Genomic DNA, 25,217 nt, shown 5'->3' on the forward strand with positions numbered 1-25,217 from the left:
GTGTTCGCTGCGACCCGGCTCACCGCAGGTTTTCGGTCGGCACCGCGTAGCGGTCCTGATAGGCGCGCACCCGCTCGCGCACCTCGCCCGCCTGCAGGCCGGTGTCCGACCAGGTGTAGCGGCCGCGGCCCCCATCGCCGGGGTGGGCGGCGAGAAACTCGCGCATCTGCTGCTCGGCGTCGGGGCGCAGCTCGCGGTCGAGCCGTTGGTAGATGTCCTTGATCGTGGTCCATGGGTCGGTGATGAAGTCGGTGTATTGCACGTCGATCACGCGGTCGGCCGGCACGGCGCCGCTGTCCCGCAGGGCCATCTCGCGCTCCAGGCCGACGACGATCTCCTCGTAGGACTGCGCCGCACACTCGGCGATGCTCGATTCGCCGCTGCACATCCGGCGCAGGTGGTGGGTCAGGGCCGCGATCGACGAGATGACGTTGAGCGGGTCACGATGCGTCTGCACGATCAGCGCGTCGGGGTATTCGGCCAGCAGCGTGTCCAACTGCCACAGGTGCGCGGGCGACTTCAGCAACCACTGACCGGCTACGCCGGATTGCAAGTGCTGCAGGAAGATTCGGTGATATCGGTATGCGCCCGCGTGGTCCGCCTCGTAGAGCAGCCAACGGTAGTAACCCGGCAGGCGGTACTGCACCGAAAAGATCATGCTGACGAACTCGCCGGCCGTGATGCGCACACACTCCTGCCCGACGAGCGCGCCCATCGGATGAAAGGCCAGGAACCCCGGCATGATCTGCTCGGACATTTCGATGCTGGCCTGCGCCTGCGCGATCCGCGGATCGTCGTGATAGGTCTCCGGTTGTGGAACGGGGCAGGGTTCGTCGACCTCCCATGTCAGCGGGGCGCGCAGCGCGGGATCCTGGGCGAGCAGGTCATAGAGGATCGTGGTCCCGGTACGTGGTTGGCCGACGATGAAGATCGGCGCCGTGACCGGTTTGGCAGCGATCTCGGGATGCTCTTTGCGCCAGGCGATCACACCGAGGCGGTTCTTCAGGGCCCGCATGATGTCGAGGTGCGCGATCTCCACCCCGATGTCCGACAGTCGCGCGTCGTTGATCAGCCCGTCGGTGAGGCGGTGCAGCCCGGGCCGCCAGCCCTCGGCGCCGAAGTCGTCGCTGCCGACCTCCTCGCAGGCGGCGGCAATCAGCCGCTCGGGGGCGAATCGATCCTGCAGTGTCATACGGCCTCCTCGCATCGGCGCACCGACACCTTCACGTCGGGCGGGCTGGGGTTGTCCAGCCAGCGCAGGACGACGAACCCCCGATGCCGGCCACCGGTGTCGAGCCAGTGGCCCAACCCGAAGTCGTTCGCGGAGATGGCGATCCGTACCCGGCCGTCGCCTTCGGGGGCCACGCCACGGTTGGTGACCGAGCTCTGCCGGGCCCGCGGCTCGAGGCACTCGTGCCAGATGCTTTCCAGGGTGACGTTCCAGTACCGGGTGTCGGGTGGGGCGATGTCGAGGACCAGGGCCTCGTCGGGCTCCAGCCGGAAGGTCCCGATCATGTACAGGTTGTCCGGGGTGGTGTCCGCGGCGCCCAGGTTGGCGGCCTCGGCGGTCAGCAAGGTGTTGGGCATGTCGAGCAGTTCCGGCTTGATGGTGCGGTGCAGCGTCGTCAACTTCATCAGTGACCAGGCCATCGCGGTGAACTGATCTGCGAGCTCGGCGTCGGTCAGCGGGACCAGCGGGGCGGGGTCGAGCGCCTCGATGCGCAGGGTGGCGAGTTCCTCGTGCGCACGGTCGCCGATGTACTCGCGGACCACCACGGATGAGGCGTCGTCGGGGATGCGCACCCACTGGGCGCCGGCGAGTTCGGAGGGTTGATCCGCGGACAGCACGACCGCGAATTCGCCTGAGGCCAAGGCCAAGTCGACGTCGCTGACATACCCGGCCATGCGCCGCGGCGTGAGCCCCGTCCCGGCCAGGATCTGCAACCCGAGGTAGGCGCTGGTGCCCCGGGAGCCGGTGATCCGGTAGCTCCGGTCGCCACGGATCATCGCCAGGTAGTAGTTGCCGTCCGGATTGGGGCCGCCGACCATCCGGTTCGCCGAACACATATCGAAGAAGGTGGGCCGGTCGGCATCGGACTCGACCGACATCTGTGCACACAGCGACGAGACGCGGGCGATCACCCGCAGCCCTTCCAGCAGCTCCCGCTCGGACTCGGCGTCCTCGGTGAGGATCTTGGTGACGTCGGCGACCATCTGCTGGACGAACTGCCACGCGGCCCGCGCCTTCGAACCGGGCTGATCGGACGAATCGGTGTCTTGAGACATCGTCTCATGCTAAGACTATGTCTAACGACTTGGACGTGATTTGCGGAAAAGGTGGGGGAATGGCTGCCACGGCATCGTTGGCCGAACGCAAGCGAACGGCGATGCGCCAGCGGATCGCCGGCGCCGCGGCTCAGCTGGTAGCCGATCGCGGCTTGGCCGGCACCACGGTGGACCGGATCGCCGACGAGGCCGACATCGGGCGCGCGACCTTCTTTCGCTATTTCAACTCCAAGGAAGACGCCGTCGCCGAGGGCATGACCGTCCATTGGCTCAACCGGATCACCGACGCCCTGGCGGCCCAGCCTGCGCGCCTGAGCGCCACCGATGCGGTCGTCGGCGCCTTCTCCGAGCTCGCGGGCGGGTTCGCCGACATCGAGGACCAGATTCGCGAATTGGCCGTCCTGACAAGGTCTTCCGACACATTGGACGCCTGGACGCTGCACATCTACGTTCGGTACGAGCTGGCGATCGCCGATCTGATCGCGCCGCGACTGCCGCGATTGGCCCCGCAGGACCCCAGGCCCCGCCTGATCGGCGCGCTGGCGATGGCGGCCGTGCGCATCGCCCTCGACGATTGGCTCAGCCATGGCGGATCCCTGCCCGACCGGGTGGGACGTGGCCTGGCGGCGATCACGGTCGGATAGCCAACACCTCACGGCCGCTTACCCCCACCGCGGCCCCATCAAGGGACCTATTCCCCTGTGTTGACCCGCAGCCGGCGAGTAAATTCGCTGTGTACCTTGATGATTCGCGCCCTACGCGTTACGCGAACGTTAACACTATGTGGCCGTGGGCCGCCGAGCTGGAGTTGTCTTGTCTGCTGAGCGCATGGTCGATGCTGCGCACCCGGCCCCGCCCGACGCCGGCGAACCCGAGGTCCGTCGGCGGCTGGCGGCCCTGCTGGCGCAGATCGACGGCCTGCTGGCAAGCCTGCGGGAGGCGGAGATCTCCTGGGCGCGGTGGCTGCCGGCCATTGCGCCGGAGCACCGCGCGAGCGCACGAAACCTGTTGCACTACTGGGCGATCCGCCAATTCGACCTGCGCGAACTTCAGTCCGGCCTCGCGGAGTTCGGCCTGTCGTCGCTGGGTCGCAGCGAAGCCCACGTCCAGGCCACGCTCGCCGCGGTCCGCGCGGCCATCGTGGCCATGGCGGACGGGGGTTGGCAGCCGCCAGCGCCGTCCGCGGTCCCCATCGAGCTGGGGCCGAAGATCCTGCGCCAACACAGCGTCGAGCTGCTGGGGCCCCGGCCGGCGCATCGGATGACGCGCATCATGGTCACGCTGCCGACGCAGGCCGCAACCGACCCTGACCTGGTACGCGAATTGGTGCGGCGCGGCATGAACATCGCGCGGATCAACTGCGCCCACGACGATGCAGATGCATGGCGAGCCATGGTCGGCCACGTCCGGGACGCGGCCGCGGAGGCCGGCACCACGTGTCTGGTCGCGATGGATCTGGCCGGGCCGAAGCTGCGCACCGGGCCGCTCGAGCCGGGACCCCGGGTGGTCAAGCTTCGACCACGACGAGATCAGCTCGGCCGGGTCGTCGCACCGGCGCGGGCGTGGATGACCTCGATCGAAGAACCCGCCAACCCGCCGGAACCGGGCATGACCGTGTTCACGGTGCCGGTGCGGTGGCTCGCCGGCCGCCGTCCGGGCGACATGCTGGTGCTCCGGGACGCGCGAGGGTCCCAACGGCGCCTCGTGCTCAACGACGGCACCGAGCCCACGGGACGTGGCTTCGTCGTGACGACGCAGCAGACCACCTACCTGGTGACGGGGACGGTGCTGACCACCGAAGACGAATCGGCGCGGGTGGCTCCGCTCGCCGAAGCGGAGCAGAGCTTGGTGGTGCGCGCCGGAAGCCTTCTGCAACTGACCCGCGACTGTTCACCGGCGCCCGTTGGCGGTGGTCAACCCGTCGCACGCATCGGTTGCACGCTGCCCGAGGCTTTCGACCATGCCCGGGCGGGGGACGCCGTTTACTTCGACGACGGCAAGATCGGCGGCCGCGTCGTGTCCGTCGCTCGCGACGTGCTCACCGTGCGCATCGACCGCCCGGAGCAAGGGGAGGCCCGACTGAAGGCGGGCAAGGGCATCAACATGCCCGACACCGACTTGCCGATCTCGGCGATCACCGACCGTGATGTCAGCGATCTCGCCGCCGTGATCGAACTGGCCGACCTGGTGGACTTGTCGTTCGTCCGTAACCCGGCCGACGTCGACCGGCTGTTGGCTGAGCTTGACCGACTCGGAGCCGACCGATTGGGCATCGTGCTCAAGATCGAGACCCGGCGTGCTTTCGAGCACCTGCCGCAGCTGTTGCTCACCGCGATGCGCCGGCCGCGGGTCGGGGTGATGATCGCCCGCGGCGACCTCGCGGTCGAGTGCGGCTACGAGCGGATGGCCGAGTTGCAGGAGGAAATCCTGTGGCTGTGCGAAGCCGCACACCTGCCGGTGATCTGGGCGACGCAAGTCCTCGAGCAACTCGCCAAGACCGGTCTGCCCTCACGCGCGGAGATCAGCGATGCCGCGATGAGCGAACGTGCCGAATGCGTGATGCTCAACAAGGGCCCATTCCTCGACGATGCGGTCACGGTGCTCGACAACATCATGCGGCGAATGGCCGACCACTACTACAAGAAGAACGCGTTGTTGCGCCCGCTGCGGTCCTGGTCAGCCACCACCGGTCAGGGCGCCGACGATGATGCGGGTCGTGCGCTCGGCTCGGCGTCGTGAATATCCTTGCGGGTCAGAGAGGATCGGGTAGACCACGCCACCGACGATCGCGTCCGCGGCCGACTCCGCGGTGCTTTCGTCGACGCCGGCGGCGAGGATGCGAGCCCGGACGCTCTCGTGTAGGGGCTCGCTGAATCCGGCACGCAGTTTGACCGCGGTGTCCTCGTGTTCCATGCCCGCGGCGGTCAAGATCCGCAGCATCGCCGAGCCGCGAGCCGTCGTGAGGGTGGTGGCGAGCCTGCGCACCCACCCCACCAGGTCGGCGGCCAAATCGTCGGTGTGGTTGACCGATGCGAGCAGCTGGTCGGCGTCCTCGAGCATGACGTCGGCGACCAGGGCGGGGCGGCTGGGCCACCACCGGTAGATGGTCTGCTTGCCCACTGCAGCGCGGGCGGCGACCGCCTCGATGGTCAGGCCGTCGAAGCCGCGCTCCAAAAGCAATTCGCGGGTGGCGGTGACGATCGCCGTGCGCGACTTCTCGCTGCGGCGCCTCGGCGTGCTCACCTGGGTGAGATCGCTTGGCATATGGTGATCCTCACTGCCGCCTTTGCCCGCTTTACATCGCGTGACTACCCCCGGTAGTCTGCCACAAGACGAGACGGTTCGTCTTGTAAGGCCATCCGAATCGAAGGGTAACAGTCCGTGCGGCCAACGTCAGCCAGCTCCCGGCCGCCATCGTGACCCTGGGATTGAGCCCGGAGCAACAGGAACTCAGCGACGCCGTCGGCCAGTTCGCCGGCCGGCACGCGCCCGTCTCCGCCACTCGCGACAACTTTGACGACCTAGCCGCGGGGCGCCCGCCCCAGTGGTGGGAGGCCTTCGTCGGCAACGGATTTCACGCGGTGCATCTGCCCGAAAGCCTCGGTGGGCAGGGCGGGCGCCTGATCGACGCCGCGTGCGTCCTGGAGGCGGCGGGCAAGGCGCTGTTGCCCGGCCCGCTGCTGCCGACGGTCGCCGCGGGAGCCGTCGCCCTGCTGGCCGACCCCACACCTGCCGCCGAGGCGCTGGTGCGCAACCTGGCCGCGGGCCTCATCGCGGCGGCGGTGCTCCCCGACGACGGTGACTTCAGCGCGCGCGCCGACGATGGCGGATGGGTGGTCACCGGCACGTCCGAGGTCACCGCGGGCGTGTGCGCTGCGCGCACCATCCTCATCGCCGCGCGCACGGAGAACGACACCGTGGTCTGGGTCGCCGCCGACACCGAGAACCCTGCGGCGACAACCGAACCCGTAAACGGCACCGACCTGATCTCCGACGCCGGCATCGTGCGGCTCGCCGATTACCGCGCAGGCGGCACGGAGGTGCTCACCGGGATCGACCCCGACCGTGCGCGGTGCGTCACGTTGGGTCTGCTGGCCAGCGCGACCGCCGGCATCGTGCAGTGGTGCGTCGAGGCGGTCACGGCGCACCTGCGCATCCGCGAACAATTCGGCAAGGTGATCGGAACTTTCCAGGCGTTGCAGCACAACGCCGCGATGTTGCTGGTCAGCAGCGAGCTGGCCACCGCGGCGGCCTGGGACGCGGTGCGGGCCGCGGACGAGCCCATCGACCAGCACCGCATGGCCGCCGCCGGTGCGGCGGTGATCGCGATCGCCCCGGTGCCCGACCTCGTCCTCGACGCGTTGACCATGTTCGGCGCCATCGGCTTCACTTGGGAACACGACCTGCACCTGTATTGGCGGCGCGCGATCAGTCTTGCGGCATCGATTGGTCCGGCCAATCGCTGGGCCCGGCACCTGGGGCAGCTGACGTGCACCCGGCAACGGGACATGTCGGTCGACCTGGGCGACGCGGAAGCGCCGTTCCGTTCCTGGGTGGCCGAGACCCTTGACGCCGCAATGCAGTTGCGCAACGACACGCCCGCACCGCACGGCGACTACCCGGACCAGGCCTCCGGACCCCAGCGCACGTTGCTGGCCGATGCCGGCCTGATCGCGCCGCATTGGCCCGCGCCGTGGGGAATCGATGCGGGTCCCCTCAAACAGCTCATCATCGACGAGGAGTTCGCCAAGCGGCCCGGGCTGGTCCGGCCGTCGCTGAACATCGCCGAGTGGATCCTGCCCTCGGTGCTGGCAGCCGCACCAGAAGACTTGCAGGAAAAGCTGATTCCGCCGACCCAACGCGGCGAGATTCACTGGTGCCAGCTGTTCAGCGAGCCGGGCGCGGGCTCGGACCTGGCGTCGCTGGCCACCCGGGCAACCAAGGTCGACGGCGGTTGGCGGATCAACGGCCACAAGATCTGGACGTCGTTGGCGCAGTACGCAGACCTTGGCGCCCTGCTGGCGCGCACCGATCCCGAAGCGAGCAAGCACCGTGGCATCGGCTACTTCATCCTGGATATGCGGTCGCCCGGCATTGAAATCCAGCCGATCAAGACGGCCACCGGGCAGGCGCACTTCAACGAGGTATTCCTCAACGACGTGTTCGTCCCCGGCGAGATGTTGCTGGGCGCCCCCAGTGACGGCTGGAACCTGGCGATCGCGACCATGGCCGAAGAGCGCTCCGCCATAAGCGGTTACGTGAAGTTCGACCGGGCCGCCGCGCTGCGCCGGCTGGCGGCCGAACCTGGGCCGGACCGCGACGACGCGCTGCGCGCGCTCGGCGAACTCGACGCGTACACGAACGCCATCAAGGCGCTGGGGGTGCGGGAGACCATCCGGTTGCTCGACGGCCAGGCGTCGGGTCCGGCGTCCAGCATCGCCAAGGTGGCGATGAACGAGTTACTGCGCAGAACGTTCGAGGCCACCCTGCGATTGACCGGGCGCGCGGCGATGATGGCCGACGCCGACCCCGACATCGTGGAGCGCTACCTGCACCTGCCCGCCGAGCTGATCGGCGGAGGAACCCGGGAGATTCAGCTGAACATCATTGCCCAGATGATCCTCGGACTACCTCGAAAGTAGGACCCGCCCATGGGATTACGCGGAGAAGCTGCGATCGTCGGCTATGTCGAGCTCCCGCCCGAACGGCTCAACAAGGCCTCGCTCGCGCCGTTCGCGATCGAACAATGGGCGGAGCTGTCCGCGGCCGCCCTCGCGGATGCCGGGCTGCCCGGCGACGTCGTCAACGGAATCGTGGCGTCGCACCTGGCGGAGTCGGAGATTTTCGTTCCGTCGACCATCGCCGAATACCTCGGTGTCGGGGCGCGATTCGCCGAACACGTGGACCTTGGCGGCGCCAGCGCCGCGGCCATGGTCTGGCGGGCAGCTGCGGCGATCGAACTGGGCATCTGTGACGCGGTGTTGTGTGCGCTGCCGGCCCGCTACATCACCCCGTCATCGAAGAAGAAGCCCAGGCCCATGGTCGACGCGATGTTCTTCGGCTCGTCGAGCAACCAATACGGCTCTCCCCAGGCCGAATTCGAGATTCCCTACGGCAACCTCGGCCAGAACGGACCCTATGGCCAGGTTGCCCAGCGCTACGCGGCCGTCTACGGGTACGACGAGCGGGCGATGGCCAAGATCGTCGTCGACCAGCGGTTCAACGCCAACCACACCGAGGGCGCGATCTGGAAGGACAAACCGCTCACGGTCGACGACGTCCTGGCCAGCCCGGTGATCGCCGACCCGCTGCACATGCTGGAGATCGTCATGCCGTGCGTCGGGGGCGCGGCGGTAGTCGTCGCCAACGCCGATCTCGCCCGACGGGCGCGCCACCGCCCGGTGTGGATCAAGGGATTCGGCGAGCATGTGCCGTTCAAGACCCCGACCTATGCGAAGGACCTGCTGCACACCCCGATCGCCGAAGCCGCCGACACCGCGTTCGCCATGACGCGGCTGAGCCGCGAGCAGATGGACATGGTGTCGATCTATGACTGCTACACCATCACCGTGCTGCTGTCGCTGGAGGACGCGGGGTTCTGCGAGAAGGGCAAGGGCATGGAGTTCGTCGCCAACCATGACCTGACCTTCCGCGGCGACTTTCCGCTAAACACCGCGGGCGGGCAACTGGGGTTCGGCCAGGCCGGGCTGGCCGGCGGCATGCACCACGTCTGCGACGCCACCCGACAGATCATGGGCCGGGCGGGCGCGGCGCAGGTCGCCGACTGCGACCGCGCCTTCGTTTCCGGCAACGGCGGGATTCTGTCGGAACAGACCACACTGATCCTCGAGGGGGACTGATCGGACATGACCACCTTCGAACGCCCGATGCCCGTCAAAACCCCTACCAGCGCGCCGTTTTGGGATGCGCTGGCGCAGCATCGCATCGTCATCCAGTACTCGCCGTCGCTGGGAAGCTACGTGTTCTACCCGCGGGTGCGCGCGCCGCGCACGCTAGCCGACGATCTGGAATGGCGTGAGATCTCCGGCATGGGAACGTTGTATTCCTACACCGTCGCGCGCCGACCGGTCAGCCCGCACTTCGCCGACGCCGTCCCGCAGCTGCTGGCCATCGTCGAATGGGACGAGGGGCCAAGGTTTTCCACCGAGATCGTCAACGTCGATCCCGCGGTTATCAGGGTTGGCATGCGCGTGCGGCCGGTGTTCTTCGACTACCCGGAGCACGACGTCACGATGCTCCGTTACGCGCCCGCCGGCTGAGGTGCGTACCGGCACCGCCAGCCCTTGAGTAGCTTGGCGATTCGGGAGCCTCTGGATCGGGCGGCGCGTCCATAGCTGCTGTGTCGGCCAATGACGACCATGGGCGATAGCGGCGACGCGACCGGCCGCGGCGGGCTTCTGCGCGATCACGCGAACCTGTCGGGCTGCTTGGAAAGCGCTGCGAGAGCCATGTGTGGCGCGTCCGTCCGACTACGATGAGCCGAAAGTTGTTCAACGGGAGGTATGTGGTGCATCTCCGGCCGACCGGGCGGTCACAGCCTGAACCGGCGGTCGGCGGCGAGAATTCGCAAATGAAGGCCGGAATGGGAGTGCTGGTCGTCGTCGTCGTCAGCGCCATGATCACCTCGATAGTGCTCTACATCGATGGCGCCGGATATCGCCGAGTTTCAACCGATGGATCATCGACCCGAAGTGGGACGGTCGTGACGCTGAACATCGAAAGCGTCCAGTCGGACTACAGCGTGCTTCGGGGCAACCTAGTGGTTTCGCCCGGATCCGTGCTGCTCGATCCGGCCACCACCAGCCTCAAGCAAGACCTCACCGTCGAGGTGACCTCTGTCGCGACGCCAGTGAAGCGCACCTGGTTGAAGGGTGCACTGCCCGGCGTGTTCCCGGTCCCGCTGACCTTGTCACGCGACACTGAACGGTGGCCGTTCGACCGTTACTACACCGGGCCGATCACGGTGGAACTGTTTGTCGGCGCTATGCAAACACCCGAACGCGCCAGGGTGATGATCGGTGACCGGTTGCCCGGGTGGAAGATTCACGCGGCCGGACCGGACCAAGCCAGACCATTCGCGCCCTACGAGGTGACCATGGAGCGCTCGGCGAGCACCATGGTGTTCGCGATGATCATCCTGTGCATCCTTCTCGCGATCGCGGGGGCAGGGGTCTTCGTCGCGGTCCAGACACTGCGGGACCGACGAAAGTTTCAGTCGCCCATGGTGGCCTGGTACGCGGCGATGCTGTTTGCGGTGGTTCCGCTGAGAAACGCCCTCCCCGGCTCGCCGGCATTCGGAAGCTGGATCGATATGACCATCGTTTTGTGGGTGCTTGTTGCCCTGGTGGTCTCGATGCTGCTGTACATCGCGTCGTGGTGGCGGCATTTGCGCCCACATTCAGACCGCGAGACTCAGCCCGAGCATTGGGCAACCGAGGGCGCCGCGCCTCCCCGTTAGCGCGCTGCCGGCCGTGCCGATCGGCCGTTGGACCAGCCGACAGCGCGTGATTACGCATGAGCGCTGGACGATAAGTGACTAATAGTCGCCTTGGTTCACGCGATGGAGCCGCCATGGAGGGGCGGAGCAGAGGGCAGGCTTGCCCAGTCAGACGTTGGAGCGCAAGCCGTTAGGCGCGGAGCCGCGGCCAGAGCGCAGTGTTGACACTGTGATCGAGGCCATTATCTACTAGTCACTGTCTCGGTGAGGAGTGCGGCATGAACAAGGACGACCTGATCCTGATCAGCGTGGATGACCACATCGCCGAACCCGCCGACATGTTCGACGCGCACGTTCCGGCGAAATACAAGGACCGCGCGCCCCGGGTGGTCATGGAACCCGACGGCGTCCAGCAGTGGTACTACGGCGAGGTCCGCGGGCGGAACATGGGCCTGAATGCCGTGGCGGGCAAGCCGCGGGAGATGTACAACATCGACGCTTCGCGTTACGACGAGATGCGGCCCGGGTGCTTCAACGTGGACGAGCGGGTCCGCGACATGAACGCCGGCGGCCAGCTGGCCGGCCTCAACTTCCCCAACTTCACCGGCTTCTCCGGCCAGGTGCTCAACCAGGGCCCCGACCGCGACATCAACCTGGTGATGATCAAGGCGTACAACGACTGGCACATCGACGAGTGGTGCGCCGCCTACCCGGGCCGATTCATCCCCTGCGGCATCCTGCCGCTGTTCGACGTGGCGGAGGCGGCCAAGGAAGTCGAACGCCTCGCCGACAAGGGTTGCCACGCCGTCACGTTCTCGGAGAACCCAGAGGCGTTGCAGATGCCCAGCATTCACACCAAATACTGGTATCCCTTGTTCGAGGCCGTCTGCGAGAACAAGACCGTCCTGTGCACCCACGTCGGCTCGGCGTCGCGTTCGCCGCAGGTGTCCACCGACGCCCCGCCCAGCGTGCAGATGACGGCCTCGTCGATGATGAGCATGTTCACCTTCACCGAACTGATCTGGGCCGAATTCTGGGCGGACTTCCCGCAATTGAAGTTCTCACTGACCGAGGGAGACGTCGGCTGGATCCCGTACTTCCTGTGGCGCGCCGAGCACGTCTACAACCGTCATTCGGGGTGGACGCTGGCCAAGTTCCCGCCTGGTTACAGCGGGCCGGCCGACGTGTTCAAGCGGCACTTCTACACGTGCTTCATCAGCGACAAGGTCGGCGTGCGCAACATGGAGTGGTTCAACGAGGACATGCTGTGCTGGGAGTCCGACTTTCCCCATTCCGACAGCAACTGGCCGTTCGCGCCGGAGGACGTCATCGAGACCATGGGGCATCTCGGCGACAGTGTCATCGACAAGATCACGCACGAAAACGCCATGGCAGCCTACTCATTCGACCCGTTCAAGCACATCCCGAAGGAGCGCGCCCGCGCCGGTCACCTCCGCGCCCAGGCCACTGACGTCGACGTGGTGACGCACGTCGGCCGCCGGGCCAGCCAGCGCGACCGCGACGCGTGGACCCGGATGACCCAGTTCGCCCTGCAGTCGCAGGTGACGGCGGAGGCCGCCGGTATTTCGGGCCGCGCCACCACCCTGGGCAACTGAACGTGGCAGCCCGGGCGCCTTTCGCGGACTGGCGCGTGCTGGAGTTGTCGAACGGAATCGCGGTGTCCTACTGCGGCAAGATGTTCGCCGACGCCGGCGCCGACGTGGTGAAAGTCGAATCGGCCCAGGGTGATTCGATGCGCGCCCGGTCGGCCGGCGGTCCGCCCGGAGCCCTGTTCGACTATTTGGCCGCGGGTAAGAAGTCGGTGATCAACGACGGCGGTCCGGAGATCGCCGGCCTGCTGGCCGGCGCCGACATCGTGCTGACCGACCTGACCGACGGCTGGACGCTCGACGGAATCTTGGCCCGCACGGGCCGGTCGGCGGTGGTGGTCGCCGTGACTCCGTTCGGCACGACCGGACCCTACGTGGACGATCGCGTGCTGGCCAACGAGTTCATCCTGCAGGCGCTGTGCGGCTCGACCGCCGGCCGCGGCTGGCCCGAGGACGAACCGGTACAGGCCGGCGGGCAGCTCGGTGAATGGCTGGCGGGCACGTTCGCGGCAGCGGTGGCGGCGGCGACCGCGCGGCATGCCGCGCGAAGCGGCCGCGGGGAGACCATCGACGTCTCGACATACGAGGCGATGGTGATCGCGATGGGCGGCCTGTCCGCCATGTCGGCCAGCGTGCTGGGGGCGGATTCACTGTTGGGGCAACGGAGTCTGGAGCTGCCGTCGATCGTCCCCACCGCCGACGGCCTGGTCGGCTTCTGCACCATCACCGCGCAGCAGTTCCAGGACTTCCTGGTGCTGATCGACCGTGCCGACCTGCTCGACGACGCCGACCTCGCCTCGTTCGACGGGCGCGTCGCCCGCCGCGACGAATTCCTCGACATGGTCACGCGGTGGACTCAGACACGCAGCACGCAGGAGATCGTCGACCTCGCCGTCGCCTTCCGGATACCGGTGGCCCCGATCGCGACGCCCGAAATGTTGCCGGAGATCGACCATTTCGTGGACCGGGGCGTATTCGTCCAATCGGGGGCCGGGGTGTTGCAGCCGAGAGTCCCGTATCGCAGCGACGCGATGGTGACCAGGCCCCCCGGGCGGCCTGTTCGACTGGGCGCCGACAACGGCAAGGTCCACTGGCCGCCACGATCCCGTCCCACCGGCGGCGCCGACGCCGATGCACTGCCGTTGGCCGACACCAGGATCACCGACTTCACCGCGTTCTGGGCGGGACCGGTCGCGACGCAACTGCTGGGCGCCCTGGGCGCCGACGTGATCAAAGTCGAGGGCGTCCGCCGGCCCGACGGTATGAGGTTCTCCGCCGGCCGCCCACCGAGCTGGGACCGATGGTGGGAATGGGGCCCGGTGTTCCTGTGCAGCAACAACAACAAGCGTGGCGTCAGCGTCGAACTGAGCACCGACGCCGGACGGGCGATCGCGCTGGAGCTCATCGCCGCGAGCGATCTGGTGATCGAGAACTTCTCTCCCCGGGTGATGACGAACTTCGGCCTGGGCTGGGATGCCGTGCACGCGGCCAACCCGCGCGCCGTCATGGTGCGGATGCCCGCGTTCGGGCTCGACGGTCCCTGGCGCGACCGGGTGGGCTTCGCCCAGACCATGGAGCAGGCGACCGGCATGGCGTGGATGACCGGACACGCCGACGGCCCCCCGGTGATTCCGCGCGGCGTGTGTGACCCGATCGCGGGCCTGCACGCGGCCTTCGCGGCGGTCGCCGCGCTGGCGGTCCGCGACCGGGACGGGGCCGGGATGCACGTCGAGTCCACCATGGTGGAGGCGGCGCTGAACGTGGCCGCCGAGATGCTGGCGGAATACTCACGCAACGGAATCGAGATGCGCCGCAACGGGAATCGCGGTCCCGGCGCCACCCCGCAAGGGGTCTACCGCTGCCGCGGAGACGACGACTGGGTCGCGCTGGCCGCGATGGACGACGCAGCACGGGTAGCCTTGGCCCGGCTTCTAGGTCGGCCGGACCTCGGCGCGAACGACTGGCGGGAGCAACCGGACGAGATCGACAAGCTGATCTCCGACTGGACCGGGCGGCGGTCGGTGACCGAAGCGGTGGACGCACTGCGCGCGGCGGGGGTGGCCGCGGCGCGCGTCACGCCGGCCCCGGAGTTACTGCGCGACCCGCACCTGCACGCCCGCGGCTTCTGGGAATCGGTCGACCACCCGGTGGCCGGCTCCTTCCTTTGCACCGGAATGCCGTTCGCGTTCCTCGGCAGACCGCGACGCTGGATTCGCCGGGTGCCGCCGCTGTACGGCCAACACACGAGTGAGGTGCTGACGGGCCTGCTGGGGCGCAGTGACAACGATCTGTCCGCCCTGCAGCAGTCGGGCACCATCGCCGCGCGGCCGGCGGGACTATGACATGGCGGTCACCCTCTGCGTTCCGCCCCGCGCCGGCGAATTGTGCGCCCCCGTCCGCTTCCTGCTCCGCCAGGACTCCGTGGTGATGGAATTGACGGCCCGGCACCGCATCACCAGCGTCGAGTGGGACGGGGGCGAGCACGCAGTCGCGATGGTCGTCGAGATCACCGATCCGCAGACGGCGCGGCCCGTGGACGTGCGGATCGATGTCGTCGCGGCCGGCGCGGTGCCCGCCGATACCCGGGCCACCAAGATCGGCACCGTCACCCGTGACGGGCGACCATATGACGTCATCGGCACCTATCTCGGTGTCGTCGCCGACGAAAACTAAAGCAAACCAAAGGATCACAGAGTGGCAACCACGAAACGCACCGCGGCGATCGTCGGTGTGCACAACACCCCGCAGGGCCGGCGCCTGGACGGCGAGACGTCCCGCAGCCTGGCCCTGAGGGCCATCCGCGGCGCCCTCGACGACGCGGGCCTGCGCCTCGACGACGTCGACGGGGTCAGCGCGGGCCCGCTGTCCACCGCGTTGATCTATGACCTGCGCCTCGGACCGGCCTGGCAGGGGCTCGCCTTCGGCGTCGGCATGATCACCGAGGCGGTCACGGCCATCGAGCACGGCATGGCCGACGTGGTGGTGCTCGTCGCCGCCCAGGCCGGCGAGTACCGCGACCACGAGGCCACGGCGCCGTGGACCCGGCCCGAAAACGAATTCGTCGCGCCGTGGGGCATGTTCACCACCGCCGAGTTCGCCTTGATCGCGCGCCGCCACATGCACGTCTACGGCACCACACGCGAACAGCTGTCGATCGTCGCAGCGACCATCCGCAACAACGGATCGCGTAACCCCGAAGCGGTGTATTACCAGCGAGGGCCATTCACACCCGACGACATCACCGCGTCGAGGCCGATCGCCGACCCGTTCCATCTGCTTGACTGCGCCACCACGTCCGAGGGCGGGTGCGCGCTGGTCGTGGCGAACATCGAAAAGGCCGAGGGCGCAAGCCAACCGATCTACGTGCTGGGCAGCGGCGCCGACTTCCACGGCCCCTCCTACCAGCACCCGCCGGCATGGGACCTGGCCGGGCGGCGGGACGGACACGTCAACGGTGTGGTCGGAAGGCGCGCGGCCGAGCGCGCGTTCGCCCACGCCGGTCTGCGACCCGACGACGTCGACGTGCTGGAACTCTACGACCCGTTCTCCTTCGAAATCATCCGCCAGCTCGAGGCGTTCGGGTTTTGCGGTGAGGGTGAGGGGGGACCGTTCGTAGCCGACGGCCATATCGCCATCGACGGCAGTCATCCCATCACCACCGACGGAGGAACCATGTCGTTCAGCCACGCGGGTTCCAATCCGCAGATGATGCAGCGGGCCATCCGAGCCGTCCAGCAGCTGCGCGGTCAGGCCGGTGAATTACAAGTCGCCGACGCGCACGTCGCGTTCTGCAGCAACGGGGGAGCGGGCGCCTTGTTCACCACGCTGCTGATCCTCGGGGACGAACCGCGATGACTTCCAATCCCTTACGCCCACAAACCGGTCCGGTTCCCCATGCCGCCAGCCATCTCAGCGTGCCCTTCTGGGGGGGCTGCCGGTCCGGCGAATTGCGGTATCAGCGCTGTGAGGCCTGCGGGCTGGCGAACTTCCCGCCAACCGAGCACTGCCGCGAATGCCTGTCGGCGCAGGTCCGTTGGGAGCGTAGCGGCGGCGTCGGTGAGATCTACAGCTGGACGGTGGTTCACCGGCCGGTGACCGCCGAATTCGAGCCGCCCTACGCGCCGGCCATCGTCGCCTTGGACGAGGGCTACCAGATGCTGACCAACGTCGTCGGTGTGCCGCCGGAGGAATTGCGGATCGGCATGCGCGTGCGGGTGCAATTCCATGCCGTCGGACCCGACGTGACCCTGCCCTACTTCATCGGGTCACCATGAGCCCCCGGCGCACCAGCAACGGCCTGCCGGTCACCGCCTACCTGGTGCTGGGCGTGCTGGCGGCCAACGACGAGCGGCTCACCGCGGGGGAGATCAAGCTGCGCGCCGAGTTGTCCGTCGGCCACTTCTACTGGTCGCCGTCCGTCAGCCACGTTCGGCGCGAACTGAATCGGTTGTTGGCCCGCGGCATGGTCGGTGAGGTCGGCGCCCAATCGGGCAAGCGGGCGATCACCCTCTACGAGACCACGGACGCCGGGCTCGATGCGCTCCGCCGGTGGGTGCAGCACTTCCCGGGCCAGGACCAGGTCGTCATCAAGCACCCCGTCATCCTCAAAACCTGGCTCTCGCGCGGCGAGGACCCCGAACGCATCGTCGACGCATTGGACCGGCACCTCGAGGCGACCCGCGCGCGGCTGGACGAGGCGTTGTGGTCGCGGCAGCGGTCCCGCGACCTCGGCATCACCGACGACCCGAGCCAACGCTTCTCATTCGCCGTCCTGGACTATGCGATCCGCGGCCTGTACGCGGAGCTCTCCAACATCACCCAGTTGCGCGACGAGATCGCCTCCGGCACAACGCAAGACCCGGTCAAACGGGTGCGACGGTCGAAGGGCCAGATCCGCCGCCGGGTACCCGAGACCCCGGGCTAGACGCCGCGACCGCGTAGGCGGTCCCGCGCGGTTCGCGCTCCCACAGCACCTCCCCGTCGGCGACGCCGGTGCCTTCGGCGATCAACTGTCGTTTGAGCACCTTGTGGGTGGCGGTGCTGGGCAGGTCCGTGGCGATTCGGACGTAACGCGGCCGGGCCTTGGGGGACAGGTCGGGCTGTGCGTCGAGGAAAGCCTCGAACGCATCGGGGTCCAGCGCGTGGCCCTCGTTGAGGACGATCGCGGCCATGACCTGGTCGCCAACCCGTTCGTCCGGAACCGCATATACCGCGACCCGGTTGATCGACTTGTGCCGCAACAAGATTCGCTCGATTGGCGCCGCCGTCAGGTTCTCGCCGTCCACGCGCAACCAGTCGGCCGTGCGGCCGGCCAGGTAGATCCAGCCCTCGGCGTCCTTATAAGCGAGGTCGCCGGACCAATACATGCCGTGGCGCATGCGCTCGGCGTTGGCGTCCGGGTCGTTGTAGTAGCCGGTGAAGAAGCCCGAACCGGTCGTGTTGACCAGCTCGCCCACCGCCTCGTCCGCGTTGACGAGCGCCCCGTCGGCATCGAAGCGCGCGATCGCGCACTCGGTGACGGTGTCGCTGTTGTAGACCGCGACCCCCTCGGCTCCCCGCCCGATCGACCCCTTCGGCGTGCCGGGCTCGCGGATCACCATCACGGCGTTCTCGGTGGAGCCGAACCCATCCTCGACCTGGACGCCGAATCGGCGCGCGAACTCCTCGATGTCCTTGTCGTTGGCCTCGTTACCGAAGGCGACACGCAGCGGGTTGTCGGCGTCGTCGTCGCGTTCCGGGGTGGCCAGGATGTAGGCGAGGGGCTTGCCCACGTAGTTCATATAGGTCGCGCCGTAGTGACGGACGTCGTCGAGGAAGCTGCTCGCCGAGAATTTCGCCGGCACGATCGCGGCGCCGGAGACCACCGCGGGCGCCCAGCCGGCGACGACGGCGTTCGAGTGGAACAGCGGCATGGACACGTAGCAGGTGTCCCGTTCGGTCAGCGCGAAGCGCTGCGCCAGGTTGAGGCCGGCGAAGGCGGCCATCAGGTGGGACACCTGCACCGCCTTGGGATTCCCGCTCGTGCCCGAGGTGAAGATCATCATGAAGGGGTCCATGGCGGCGACCTGCCGGTGCGGCACCAGCTCGCCGGCGCCCTCGACGAACTCGGTCCACTCCGGCGCCGACGTGTCGAGTACCCGAGTTCCCTCGAGGTCCAGGCCGTCCAGCAGCGGCCGGTATTCGGCGTCGGTCACGACGAATTGGCAATGGGCGCGGCGGACGTCGGCCGCGAGCGCCTCGCCGCGCCGAGTGGTGTTCAGGCCGCACAGGACGTAGCCGCCGAGCCCGGCCGCCGCCATCTGACTCAGCATCTCGGGGTTGTTTCCCAGCAGGGCACCGATGTGCATCGGCCGGCCTGGGTCGGCGGCCGATATCAGGGCCGCCGCCCGGGTGGCCGCACCGGCCAGGTACTGACTCCAACTCCACTGCAGGCCAAGGTGTTTCACCGCGGTGCCCGGATCGGACAGGCGTTTGTTCAGCAGCGCCTGAATGGTGTCGTCAGCCATCGGTCGGATTCACCTTCACTATGCCCAGCCCTACGAGACGAGACGGTCCGTCTTATCCTAGCGGCCGGCCGTCCGCCGGCGACAGCGCCCGGTCCATGGGAACCCTGCGCATCGGGGACCGCAGGCCGTCCGTTATCTCGTGTTTGCGAGACTTTTGATGCCATTTCTCGCAAGTTTCTTCTTCGGCGGGCCGCGTGGATCGCGGTTGCCTCAGCATCGAGAGGCCATCATTGCCTCATGCTGTTTGAGTTGCACAGATCGCTGATTTTGCTCAGAAATAGAGCACGACATTTCATGGCCCCGTCGTCCGGCGCGGTGCCAAGGCCGGTGGCGCGGCCCGTTCGCCGCAGACGCACGTGAACTAGCCGCCGGGCGATCCGGCTGTGGGGGCGCCGGTTTGGCTGCGCCGCCGCTCATACATGGCTTGATCGGCGCGCTCGAGGACGGCGTCGATGGATCGGCCGTCTCCCGGCCGGTGTACCGCGCAGCCGACCGTTAGCACGACGGAGATCTCCGTCCCACCGGCGAGGGTGATCGGTGTCCGTTTTAGCTCGCTGGTGATCCGGTCGGTGAGCAGGGTGAGCCCGCGATCTTCGGCGGTGTCGGTGATGACGAGGAACTCGTCGCCACCCCACCGGGCGACCAGGCCATCTTCGCCGACCGCCGCGAGTAACCGGCCGGCGATTTCGACCAGCAGTTCGTCGCCGGCCTGGTGGCCGTGTCGGTCATTGATGGACTTGAATTGCTCGATGTCGCAAAACAGAATGCCGTAGCCGTCATCTGCGGCGTCGAGTTGCTCGAGTTGGCTCCACGCCGCGGAGCGGTTCGCAATCGTCGTGAGTGTGTCGGTGGTGGCTTGGCGGGCGAGCTCGGCCTCTCGCATGCGGTCGGCGGTGACGTCGAGAATCTGGGACACGAAGCAGCGCGGCTGGTTGTGCGGGCCTTGGACGAGCACGGCGGTGAGATTGCACCACACGATGCGTCCGTCGGCGGCGATGAAACGCTTGTCCATGCGGTAAGCGCGGCGGCGCCCCGCGAGACATTCGGCGAGCAGAGCCAGGTCGGCGTCCAGGTCGTCGGGATGGGTGATCTCCTGGAAGGTCAGGCCTGCCAAGTCCTTTCGGCCATAACCGAGCATGGTCCTGAGCGCCCGGTTGGTGCGCTGGAACGTACCGTCCAGGCCGACGACGGCCATGCCGATGGGCGAATGCGTCAGCGCCAGCTCGAACCGTCGTTCTCCGAGAAGGTCGAAGATGGCCGAGGACTGATCGACCGGTTCGGCGACGACGGCGCCGGGCGGGAAACCGTGGGTGGGTGACTTGGGCCGGCTGAGGTAGAAACCCTGGGCCCAGGGGATTCCGGCCGAACCTATGGCATCGAGTTCGCCCTGAGTCTCCACCCCTTCGGCGATCACGGTCGCGCCGATCTGCGCGGCCAGTTCGGCGATGGATTGGGCCAGCCGCCGCCGCGCAGCGTCGGCGTCGATGTTGCGCGTGATGGAGTGATCGACCTTGATGAATTCTGGTGCGATCTCCAGCACATGGGAGAACGAGGAGAAGCCCGCACCCACGTCATCGACTGCCACCCGCATACCGCGCGCTCGGCATCCTTCAAGGACGTCGTCGAGGGCGTCATAGTTCTCGACGGCATCGTGCTCGGTGATTTCCAACACGAGACGTGACGGGTCAACCTCGGCGAGTAGCTCTGGCCACGGAGTGCGCAGCACCGCCGACGGCGAGATATTCACTGCGACGAAGGCATCTTCGGGAAGTTGCGGCACCAGCGACAGGGCGCGCGCCATGACCGCGGTCTCCAATTCGATGTCCAAGCCCAACAGGGCCGCTTCGCCGAAGACCAGATCGGGTCGAAAAGGTTCGCATGGGAAGCGCGCGAGCGCTTCGACGCCGAGCACCTCGCCTGTCGAAACATCGTGCACCGCTTGAAATACGATCTCGAAGTCCCGCTCGGCCACCATCCTGCGAATGCCGTCCTGCTGATCGGTGGCGATCTTCGTCGGGTCCGTCGACAGTTCCGTCAAGGCGCCGATCAGTTCGGCCATCTTTCTGATGACTCGTAAATCGATGTCGGCCAGATGTGGTCGCGGCTGCTGACTGACCGCACACACGATCCCGACCGCGGAACCATCAGGGCCGAGCAAGGGGACGCCCACAAATGCGCCCACACCCCATTCGCGGGTTTTCGGCAGTACGGACGCGGTCCTATCGGCCGACGTGTCAGGGATGACGGCGGGCAGCCGCCCATCGATCACGCGGACGCTGTAAGACCCGGCCAGCGAAGATCGGTCGCCGGGCGACAGGCCCAAGGCACGGGCGTCACCGTCTACCACCTCAAAGACCTGCATGCCGCTGTGAAACGATGCGACCCACGCCGTGTCAAGACCGAGGCGACGCCGCAACAAGCCCAAGAGGGTGTGGACCAAGTCCGCAGAATTCGCCGGTTCGTGGCCCGGGGCGTTTGCTACCTGCTCCTCGGCGCCCATAGCGACGATGCTAGACCGGCACGCCGGGCGAGGCATTTGGAATCGAGCGGACTTGCGGGCCTCGCTGGCAGGGGTGAACACCCGCGCACGGAATTCCGGCGGTTTGTCCTTGCACCACCGATGATCTCGAATCGACCGAGATCGTTTTGCCTGTAACTCTTTACCGCATACCGAGCCGAGGTGATCCGGGACCAGCCGTCATCCACCGACCATCATCAGGCCGCCATCGACCGCGAGTAGTTGCCCGGTGATGAACGAGGAACCGGTGCCGGCCAAAAACACCAGCATCGGGCCGAGGTCGCGTGCCGGATCCCCCAGCGCCCCACCCAACGGGATCATCATCTGCATCTGCTGATCGATCAGCGCGCTCGCGTCGGGGCCGAGGAACTCGCGCAGCCGGTCGGCGCCCGCGGTCTGCACGGCCGGCGCCAGTGCGTTGACCGTGATCTTGTCCGACGCCCAGGCTTTGGCCGCCGACCGCGTCCATGCCTGAACGGCGCCCTTGGTGGCGGCGTAGACGGCCGAGATCGGGCTACCCATAACGGCTTCCGACGAGCCGAAGTTGATGATCCTGCCGCCTTTGGGATCCTGGTCCTTCATTACGGCGTACGCCGCCTGATTGGTCAGGATGGTGGCTTTCACGTTGGTGTCCAACAGGAACGAGATCTCGTCGACGCCGATGTAACCCGGGATGCCGGCCTGCCACAGCCCCGCGGCGTTCACCAACACGTCGAGTCCGCCCAGACGAGCGGCGGCTTGGCCTACCATCGCCGAGACGGCGTCGGCGTCGCGCACATCGCACTGCAGCCAGGTGGCCGCGAGACCGTCCGGCGGCGGTGTCTGGTGGTAGGTGGCGACAACCTCGGCCCCCGCCCCGCCGAGGGCCCCCACGGCGGCCGCTCCGATGCCGCTGGCTCCACCGGTGACCAGGATCCGCCGTCCTCGCAGCACGTCTTCCATGCCCGCGAGCGTAACGCCACGGCGAAATCCGACTCGAACTTCCCCGTGCGTCACCGTCGCGAAACCGACGACGCGCTAGGTGCGCACCGCGATCGTGGACAACAGGTCGGCGAGCCGGTCCGGCTGGTCGATCATCGAGAACGTTCTCGCGCCGTCGATGATCTCGAGTCGGGCGTTCGGGATGGTGGCGGCCAGCCGTGCGCCGTCCTCCTGTTCGAAGAACACGTCGTCGGCCGACCACGCGATGAGGGTGGGTAGGTCGATCTCGGGCAGCCGGGCGGCCACACCCGTCGTCACCTCCGTGCGCATCGACAGCGTGAACTGGCGCAGGTCTTCGGCGATGCGGGGATCGGACAGCCCCGGGCGCACCCACGCCTCGGTGAGGTCGTCGATGTTGCTATGCGCCAACCCGTCGAACGCGCGCTTGCGCGCCGCCGGCACCCGCATGGCCTGGGAAACGGCCTTGAAGGTCGTCTTCGACTTGGCGGCAAGGATCACCGGCTTGAGGATAGGTGGCGGAAAGTGTTCGAACGCATCGCAACTCGTGAGCACCAGCGCGCCGAGCCGCTCAGGGTGATGCACGGCGACGAGTTGGGTGACGACCCCGCCGGTGTCGTTGCCGACCAGCACCACGTCCTCGAGGTCGAGCGCGGTGAGCGCCTCGGCGACCATGCCGGCCACGCCCGTGATGGTTCGGTCGGCGCCGCGGCGCAACGGTTCCGGATGCGCGCCCAGTGGCCACGTCGGCGCGATGCAACGCAGACCCCGGCCGGCGAGTCGCTCGCTGACCCGGCGCCACAGCTGGGCGCCCATCATGTACCCGTGCACGAAGACCACCGGCCTCCCGCTTTCGGGTCCGGTTGCTTCGTAATGGATGGTTCCGGCACTAATGTCGATCGTCGACATAAGAGAACTCCTACCTCGGGATACACTTACAAACGGGCTGTCTGTTCGTAAGTTACCAACAGGCTGTATGGAAAGCAAGAGACGGACCCAGGAAGAGCGCTCCGCGGCGACCCGCGACGCGCTGATCGCGGCTGCCCGGAAGCTCTGGGGGCTGCGCGGCTACGTGGACGTGGGTACGCCGGAGATCGCGGCCACCGCGGGGGTCACGCGCGGCGCGATGTACCACCAATTCGCCGACAAAGCGGCCTTGTTCCGCGAGGTGGTCGAGGCCGTCGAGCAGGACGTGATGGCCAGGATGGGCACTCTGGTGGCCGAGTCGGGAGCGACGACGCCGGCCGACGCGATCCGCGCCGCGGTCGACGCGTGGCTCGAGGTTTCCGGGGATCCCGAGGTGCGCCAACTGATGCTGCTGGACGCGCCTAGTGTGTTGGGCTGGGCCGGTTTTCGCGACGTCGCTCAGCGGTACAGCCTGGGCATGACCGAACAGTTGCTCACCGAAGCCATCCGGGCGGGGCAGTTCCCCAAGCAGCCGGTGCGGCCGTTGGCACACGTGCTGATCGGCGCGCTCGATGAGGCCGCCATGCTGATCGCCACCGCGGAGGATCCCAAACGCACCCGCCGGGAGACCCGGCAGGTGCTGCACATGCTCATCGACGGGCTGCTGGCGCTGCGGTAGCGGTCAGGGGTCGTCACCGCGAACCACGGCGAACGCCCGCGATGACGCCCCGGATGAGCCGGTCGAGGTGTTCGGCGTTGTCGACGGCCGGCTGTCCCGCGACGAACGCAACATGATCCCGTTGATGAACGGCAAGATCGCGATCCCGGCTAAAGATGGTTCTGGGTGAAGAACTGCCAGATGGTGTCGGTGGCGCCCAGGGCCGTCGAGGGCGCCGGGATGCCCGCGAGCTTCTCGGCGAGGGGACTCGGCTCGCCGCCCGGCCATTGATGGCCGGCGCCGGCCACCGAGATCAGCTCGACGGTGCGTCCGTCCGGGCAGCCGGCGACTTGGGTGGTCACGTCCCCGGCGGTGCTCGAGTTCGGCGGCCCGCACGCGTCGATGGCCCGCCATGTCGCGTTGACGGACTCCGCCGACGGCCCGTCTACACGGGCGGTCCCGTTGAACGAGAACGCCTTACCGGGTCCGCCGGTGTAGGGCACGCGGTCGTCGGCGGTGCCGTGGATTTGGAGCACCGACACGCGGTGCGCCCGGGAGCAGTCGGTCAGCAGCGTGCCCGCCACCGGGGCGATGGCGGCGAAGACGTCGGACTGGCAGCCCAGCCGGAGGGCCATCATGGCGCCGTTCGACATGCCGGTGACGTAGATGCGCGCGCGATCGATCGGCATCTGCTGCTCGACGGCGCCGACCATGGCCGTGATGAACCCGACGTCGTCGGCGCCGACCCGCTGCGGTTCACCGCAGCAGGTGCCGGCGTTCCAGGCGCGATTGAGTCCATCGGGGTAGACGACCAGAAACCGTCCGCGGTCGGCCTCGGCGTCCCAGTGGTAGGCACGCTCGGCCTGCTCCCCGTTGCCGAAACCGCCGTGCAGCATCACCACCAGCGGCGCGGCATCGGTCAATCCCTGGGGCCGGTACAGGTGGAACGTTCGACTGACACCGCCCGATTCGATGGTCTGGGTGGACTGGCCGACCGGGATCGACTGCGCGCCGGGCGTTCCCAGCGCATGTCCGCCGCCGCCCAGGCAGCCGCCCAGTACGACGACCAGGAGGGCGAGAACGCACAAGCCGGCAGCCCGGTGGCGGCGCGATTGCATTCCGCCATCGTGGCAGCCGGCGCCAATTTTGACAAGTAGCTTGTCAATCTCGGGCGTGGTGGCACACTTTCCCCATGCGACGCCCTTCCCATCCCGACTGGCGGCCCACCGTGCCCGCACTGGTCAACCTGGTGGCCGCCGCCGGGGCGCCGCGACTGCGGACGGCGTTTGCCGAGGCGGGCCTCGACGGGATCCGGCCCGCGCAAGCGGTGGCGCTC

At 67.8% G+C, this 25,217-nt stretch carries 21 protein-coding genes and 1 pseudogene; 14 read left to right on the forward strand and 8 right to left on the reverse strand.

Features of this window, described 5'->3' with window-relative positions; all coding sequences use genetic code 11:
* Window positions 1-19: 19 nt before the first annotated feature.
* Both A9X05_RS06995 and A9X05_RS07000 read right to left on the reverse strand, forming a co-directional pair.
* On the reverse strand, window positions 20-1,192 hold the full coding sequence (locus A9X05_RS06995; protein WP_067753124.1) for a sulfotransferase: 1,173 nt from the start codon (window positions 1,190-1,192) through the stop codon (window positions 20-22).
* Window positions 1,189-2,286, reverse strand: a complete 1,098-nt coding sequence (locus A9X05_RS07000; protein ID WP_067780203.1) for a DUF1214 domain-containing protein — start codon at window positions 2,284-2,286, stop codon at window positions 1,189-1,191. Before A9X05_RS07000 ends, A9X05_RS06995 begins: the two co-directional genes overlap by 4 nt.
* A gap of 59 nt (window positions 2,287-2,345) precedes the next feature.
* Between A9X05_RS07000 and A9X05_RS07005 the strand changes: the two genes are divergently transcribed.
* Both A9X05_RS07005 and A9X05_RS07010 read left to right on the forward strand, forming a co-directional pair.
* On the forward strand, window positions 2,346-2,930 hold the full coding sequence (locus A9X05_RS07005; protein WP_067753118.1) for a TetR family transcriptional regulator: 585 nt from the start codon (window positions 2,346-2,348) through the stop codon (window positions 2,928-2,930).
* Window positions 2,931-3,114: 184 nt separating this feature from the next.
* Window positions 3,115-5,025 (forward strand): pyruvate kinase, encoded by a 1,911-nt coding sequence (locus tag A9X05_RS07010; protein ID WP_067780206.1) that lies wholly within the window; start codon window positions 3,115-3,117, stop codon window positions 5,023-5,025.
* Here A9X05_RS07010 and A9X05_RS07015 read toward each other — a convergent pair.
* Window positions 4,963-5,550: a TetR/AcrR family transcriptional regulator gene (locus A9X05_RS07015; RefSeq protein WP_067753112.1), complete on the reverse strand. Its 588-nt coding sequence runs from the start codon at window positions 5,548-5,550 to the stop codon at window positions 4,963-4,965. The two genes, A9X05_RS07010 and A9X05_RS07015, sit on opposite strands and share 63 nt — an antisense overlap.
* A 152-nt stretch (window positions 5,551-5,702) precedes the next feature.
* Between A9X05_RS07015 and A9X05_RS07020 the strand changes: the two genes are divergently transcribed.
* From A9X05_RS07020 to A9X05_RS07065, 10 genes are all read left to right on the forward strand, one after another.
* Window positions 5,703-7,928 carry an acyl-CoA dehydrogenase gene (locus A9X05_RS07020; protein WP_067780208.1) on the forward strand — a complete coding sequence of 742 codons (2,226 nt, stop codon included), beginning with the start codon at window positions 5,703-5,705 and terminating at the stop codon, window positions 7,926-7,928.
* Window positions 7,929-7,937: 9 nt separating this feature from the next.
* Window positions 7,938-9,146 carry a thiolase family protein gene (locus tag A9X05_RS07025; RefSeq protein WP_067780211.1) on the forward strand — a complete coding sequence of 403 codons (1,209 nt, stop codon included), beginning with the start codon at window positions 7,938-7,940 and terminating at the stop codon, window positions 9,144-9,146.
* A 6-nt stretch (window positions 9,147-9,152) separates the two neighbouring features.
* Entirely contained in the window at window positions 9,153-9,566 is a 414-nt protein-coding gene (locus tag A9X05_RS07030; RefSeq protein WP_067780213.1) for a Zn-ribbon domain-containing OB-fold protein, read from the forward strand.
* 311 nt (window positions 9,567-9,877) lie between these two features.
* Window positions 9,878-10,765 (forward strand): DUF4436 domain-containing protein, encoded by an 888-nt coding sequence (locus A9X05_RS07035; RefSeq protein WP_067780216.1) that lies wholly within the window; start codon window positions 9,878-9,880, stop codon window positions 10,763-10,765.
* A gap of 257 nt (window positions 10,766-11,022) precedes the next feature.
* Window positions 11,023-12,360 (forward strand): amidohydrolase family protein, encoded by a 1,338-nt coding sequence (locus A9X05_RS07040; RefSeq protein WP_067780219.1) that lies wholly within the window; start codon window positions 11,023-11,025, stop codon window positions 12,358-12,360.
* A gap of 2 nt (window positions 12,361-12,362) precedes the next feature.
* The gene (locus tag A9X05_RS07045; protein ID WP_067780222.1) at window positions 12,363-14,696 is read left to right on the forward strand and encodes a CoA transferase; all 2,334 of its coding nucleotides are present in this window, start codon (window positions 12,363-12,365) and stop codon (window positions 14,694-14,696) included.
* A gap of 1 nt (window position 14,697) precedes the next feature.
* Window positions 14,698-15,027 carry a hypothetical protein gene (locus A9X05_RS07050; protein ID WP_067780225.1) on the forward strand — a complete coding sequence of 110 codons (330 nt, stop codon included), beginning with the start codon at window positions 14,698-14,700 and terminating at the stop codon, window positions 15,025-15,027.
* Window positions 15,028-15,048: 21 nt separating this feature from the next.
* Window positions 15,049-16,209 (forward strand): thiolase family protein, encoded by a 1,161-nt coding sequence (locus A9X05_RS07055; RefSeq protein ID WP_067752252.1) that lies wholly within the window; start codon window positions 15,049-15,051, stop codon window positions 16,207-16,209.
* The gene (locus tag A9X05_RS07060) at window positions 16,206-16,628 is read left to right on the forward strand and encodes a Zn-ribbon domain-containing OB-fold protein (protein ID WP_067780227.1); all 423 of its coding nucleotides are present in this window, start codon (window positions 16,206-16,208) and stop codon (window positions 16,626-16,628) included. The genes A9X05_RS07055 and A9X05_RS07060 overlap by 4 nt, the downstream gene beginning before the upstream one ends.
* Window positions 16,625-17,278, forward strand: coding sequence for a MarR family transcriptional regulator (locus A9X05_RS07065; protein ID WP_067752258.1), 654 nt, complete (start codon window positions 16,625-16,627; stop codon window positions 17,276-17,278). The genes A9X05_RS07060 and A9X05_RS07065 overlap by 4 nt, the downstream gene beginning before the upstream one ends.
* Here the strand turns inward: A9X05_RS07065 and fadD1 are convergent.
* The 4 genes from fadD1 to A9X05_RS07085 all read right to left on the reverse strand — a co-directional run bounded on the left by fadD1 (window position 17,217) and on the right by A9X05_RS07085 (window position 23,226).
* Entirely contained in the window at window positions 17,217-18,860 is a 1,644-nt protein-coding gene (gene fadD1, locus A9X05_RS07070) for a fatty-acid--CoA ligase FadD1 (RefSeq protein WP_067780229.1), read from the reverse strand. The genes A9X05_RS07065 and fadD1 overlap by 62 nt on opposite strands.
* A 361-nt stretch (window positions 18,861-19,221) precedes the next feature.
* The gene (locus A9X05_RS07075; RefSeq protein WP_067780232.1) at window positions 19,222-21,360 is read right to left on the reverse strand and encodes an EAL domain-containing protein; all 2,139 of its coding nucleotides are present in this window, start codon (window positions 21,358-21,360) and stop codon (window positions 19,222-19,224) included.
* Between the two features lie 198 nt (window positions 21,361-21,558).
* Window positions 21,559-22,320, reverse strand: coding sequence for an SDR family NAD(P)-dependent oxidoreductase (locus tag A9X05_RS07080; protein WP_067752267.1), 762 nt, complete (start codon window positions 22,318-22,320; stop codon window positions 21,559-21,561).
* Window positions 22,321-22,395: 75 nt separating this feature from the next.
* Window positions 22,396-23,226 carry an alpha/beta fold hydrolase gene (locus A9X05_RS07085; RefSeq protein WP_067752270.1) on the reverse strand — a complete coding sequence of 277 codons (831 nt, stop codon included), beginning with the start codon at window positions 23,224-23,226 and terminating at the stop codon, window positions 22,396-22,398.
* Window positions 23,227-23,293: 67 nt separating this feature from the next.
* Between A9X05_RS07085 and A9X05_RS07090 the strand changes: the two genes are divergently transcribed.
* On the forward strand, window positions 23,294-23,902 hold the full coding sequence (locus A9X05_RS07090; protein WP_067752272.1) for a TetR/AcrR family transcriptional regulator: 609 nt from the start codon (window positions 23,294-23,296) through the stop codon (window positions 23,900-23,902).
* A 149-nt stretch (window positions 23,903-24,051) separates the two neighbouring features.
* Here A9X05_RS07090 and A9X05_RS07095 read toward each other — a convergent pair whose 3' ends face one another.
* On the reverse strand, window positions 24,052-24,999 hold the full coding sequence (locus A9X05_RS07095) for a PHB depolymerase family esterase (protein WP_067780234.1): 948 nt from the start codon (window positions 24,997-24,999) through the stop codon (window positions 24,052-24,054).
* A 74-nt stretch (window positions 25,000-25,073) separates the two neighbouring features.
* Between A9X05_RS07095 and A9X05_RS07100 the strand changes: the two are divergent.
* A pseudogene (locus A9X05_RS07100) lies at window positions 25,074-25,217 on the forward strand (MarR family transcriptional regulator); the annotation flags it as partial.

The sequence above is a fragment of the Mycobacterium sp. E3298 genome (assembly GCF_001666895.1).
Lineage (GTDB): Bacteria > Actinomycetota > Actinomycetes > Mycobacteriales > Mycobacteriaceae > Mycobacterium.

What these genes read in the sequence shown, in the direction of transcription:
- A9X05_RS06995 (WP_067753124.1), bottom strand. Translation starts at nt 1,192, where the DNA reads ATGACACTGCAGGATCGATTCGCCCCCGAGCGGCTGATTGCCGCCGCC.
- A9X05_RS07000 (WP_067780203.1), bottom strand. Translation starts at nt 2,286, where the DNA reads ATGTCTCAAGACACCGATTCGTCCGATCAGCCCGGTTCGAAGGCGCGG.
- A9X05_RS07005 (WP_067753118.1), top strand. Translation starts at nt 2,346, where the DNA reads ATGGCTGCCACGGCATCGTTGGCCGAACGCAAGCGAACGGCGATGCGC.
- A9X05_RS07010 (WP_067780206.1), top strand. Translation starts at nt 3,115, where the DNA reads ATGGTCGATGCTGCGCACCCGGCCCCGCCCGACGCCGGCGAACCCGAG.
- A9X05_RS07015 (WP_067753112.1), bottom strand. Translation starts at nt 5,550, where the DNA reads ATGCCAAGCGATCTCACCCAGGTGAGCACGCCGAGGCGCCGCAGCGAG.
- A9X05_RS07025 (WP_067780211.1), top strand. Translation starts at nt 7,938, where the DNA reads ATGGGATTACGCGGAGAAGCTGCGATCGTCGGCTATGTCGAGCTCCCG.
- A9X05_RS07030 (WP_067780213.1), top strand. Translation starts at nt 9,153, where the DNA reads ATGACCACCTTCGAACGCCCGATGCCCGTCAAAACCCCTACCAGCGCG.
- A9X05_RS07035 (WP_067780216.1), top strand. Translation starts at nt 9,878, where the DNA reads ATGAAGGCCGGAATGGGAGTGCTGGTCGTCGTCGTCGTCAGCGCCATG.
- A9X05_RS07040 (WP_067780219.1), top strand. Translation starts at nt 11,023, where the DNA reads ATGAACAAGGACGACCTGATCCTGATCAGCGTGGATGACCACATCGCC.
- A9X05_RS07050 (WP_067780225.1), top strand. Translation starts at nt 14,698, where the DNA reads ATGGCGGTCACCCTCTGCGTTCCGCCCCGCGCCGGCGAATTGTGCGCC.
- A9X05_RS07060 (WP_067780227.1), top strand. Translation starts at nt 16,206, where the DNA reads ATGACTTCCAATCCCTTACGCCCACAAACCGGTCCGGTTCCCCATGCC.
- A9X05_RS07065 (WP_067752258.1), top strand. Translation starts at nt 16,625, where the DNA reads ATGAGCCCCCGGCGCACCAGCAACGGCCTGCCGGTCACCGCCTACCTG.
- fadD1 (WP_067780229.1), bottom strand. Translation starts at nt 18,860, where the DNA reads ATGGCTGACGACACCATTCAGGCGCTGCTGAACAAACGCCTGTCCGAT.
- A9X05_RS07075 (WP_067780232.1), bottom strand. Translation starts at nt 21,360, where the DNA reads ATGGGCGCCGAGGAGCAGGTAGCAAACGCCCCGGGCCACGAACCGGCG.
- A9X05_RS07080 (WP_067752267.1), bottom strand. Translation starts at nt 22,320, where the DNA reads ATGGAAGACGTGCTGCGAGGACGGCGGATCCTGGTCACCGGTGGAGCC.
- A9X05_RS07085 (WP_067752270.1), bottom strand. Translation starts at nt 23,226, where the DNA reads ATGTCGACGATCGACATTAGTGCCGGAACCATCCATTACGAAGCAACC.
- A9X05_RS07090 (WP_067752272.1), top strand. Translation starts at nt 23,294, where the DNA reads ATGGAAAGCAAGAGACGGACCCAGGAAGAGCGCTCCGCGGCGACCCGC.
- A9X05_RS07095 (WP_067780234.1), bottom strand. Translation starts at nt 24,999, where the DNA reads ATGCAATCGCGCCGCCACCGGGCTGCCGGCTTGTGCGTTCTCGCCCTC.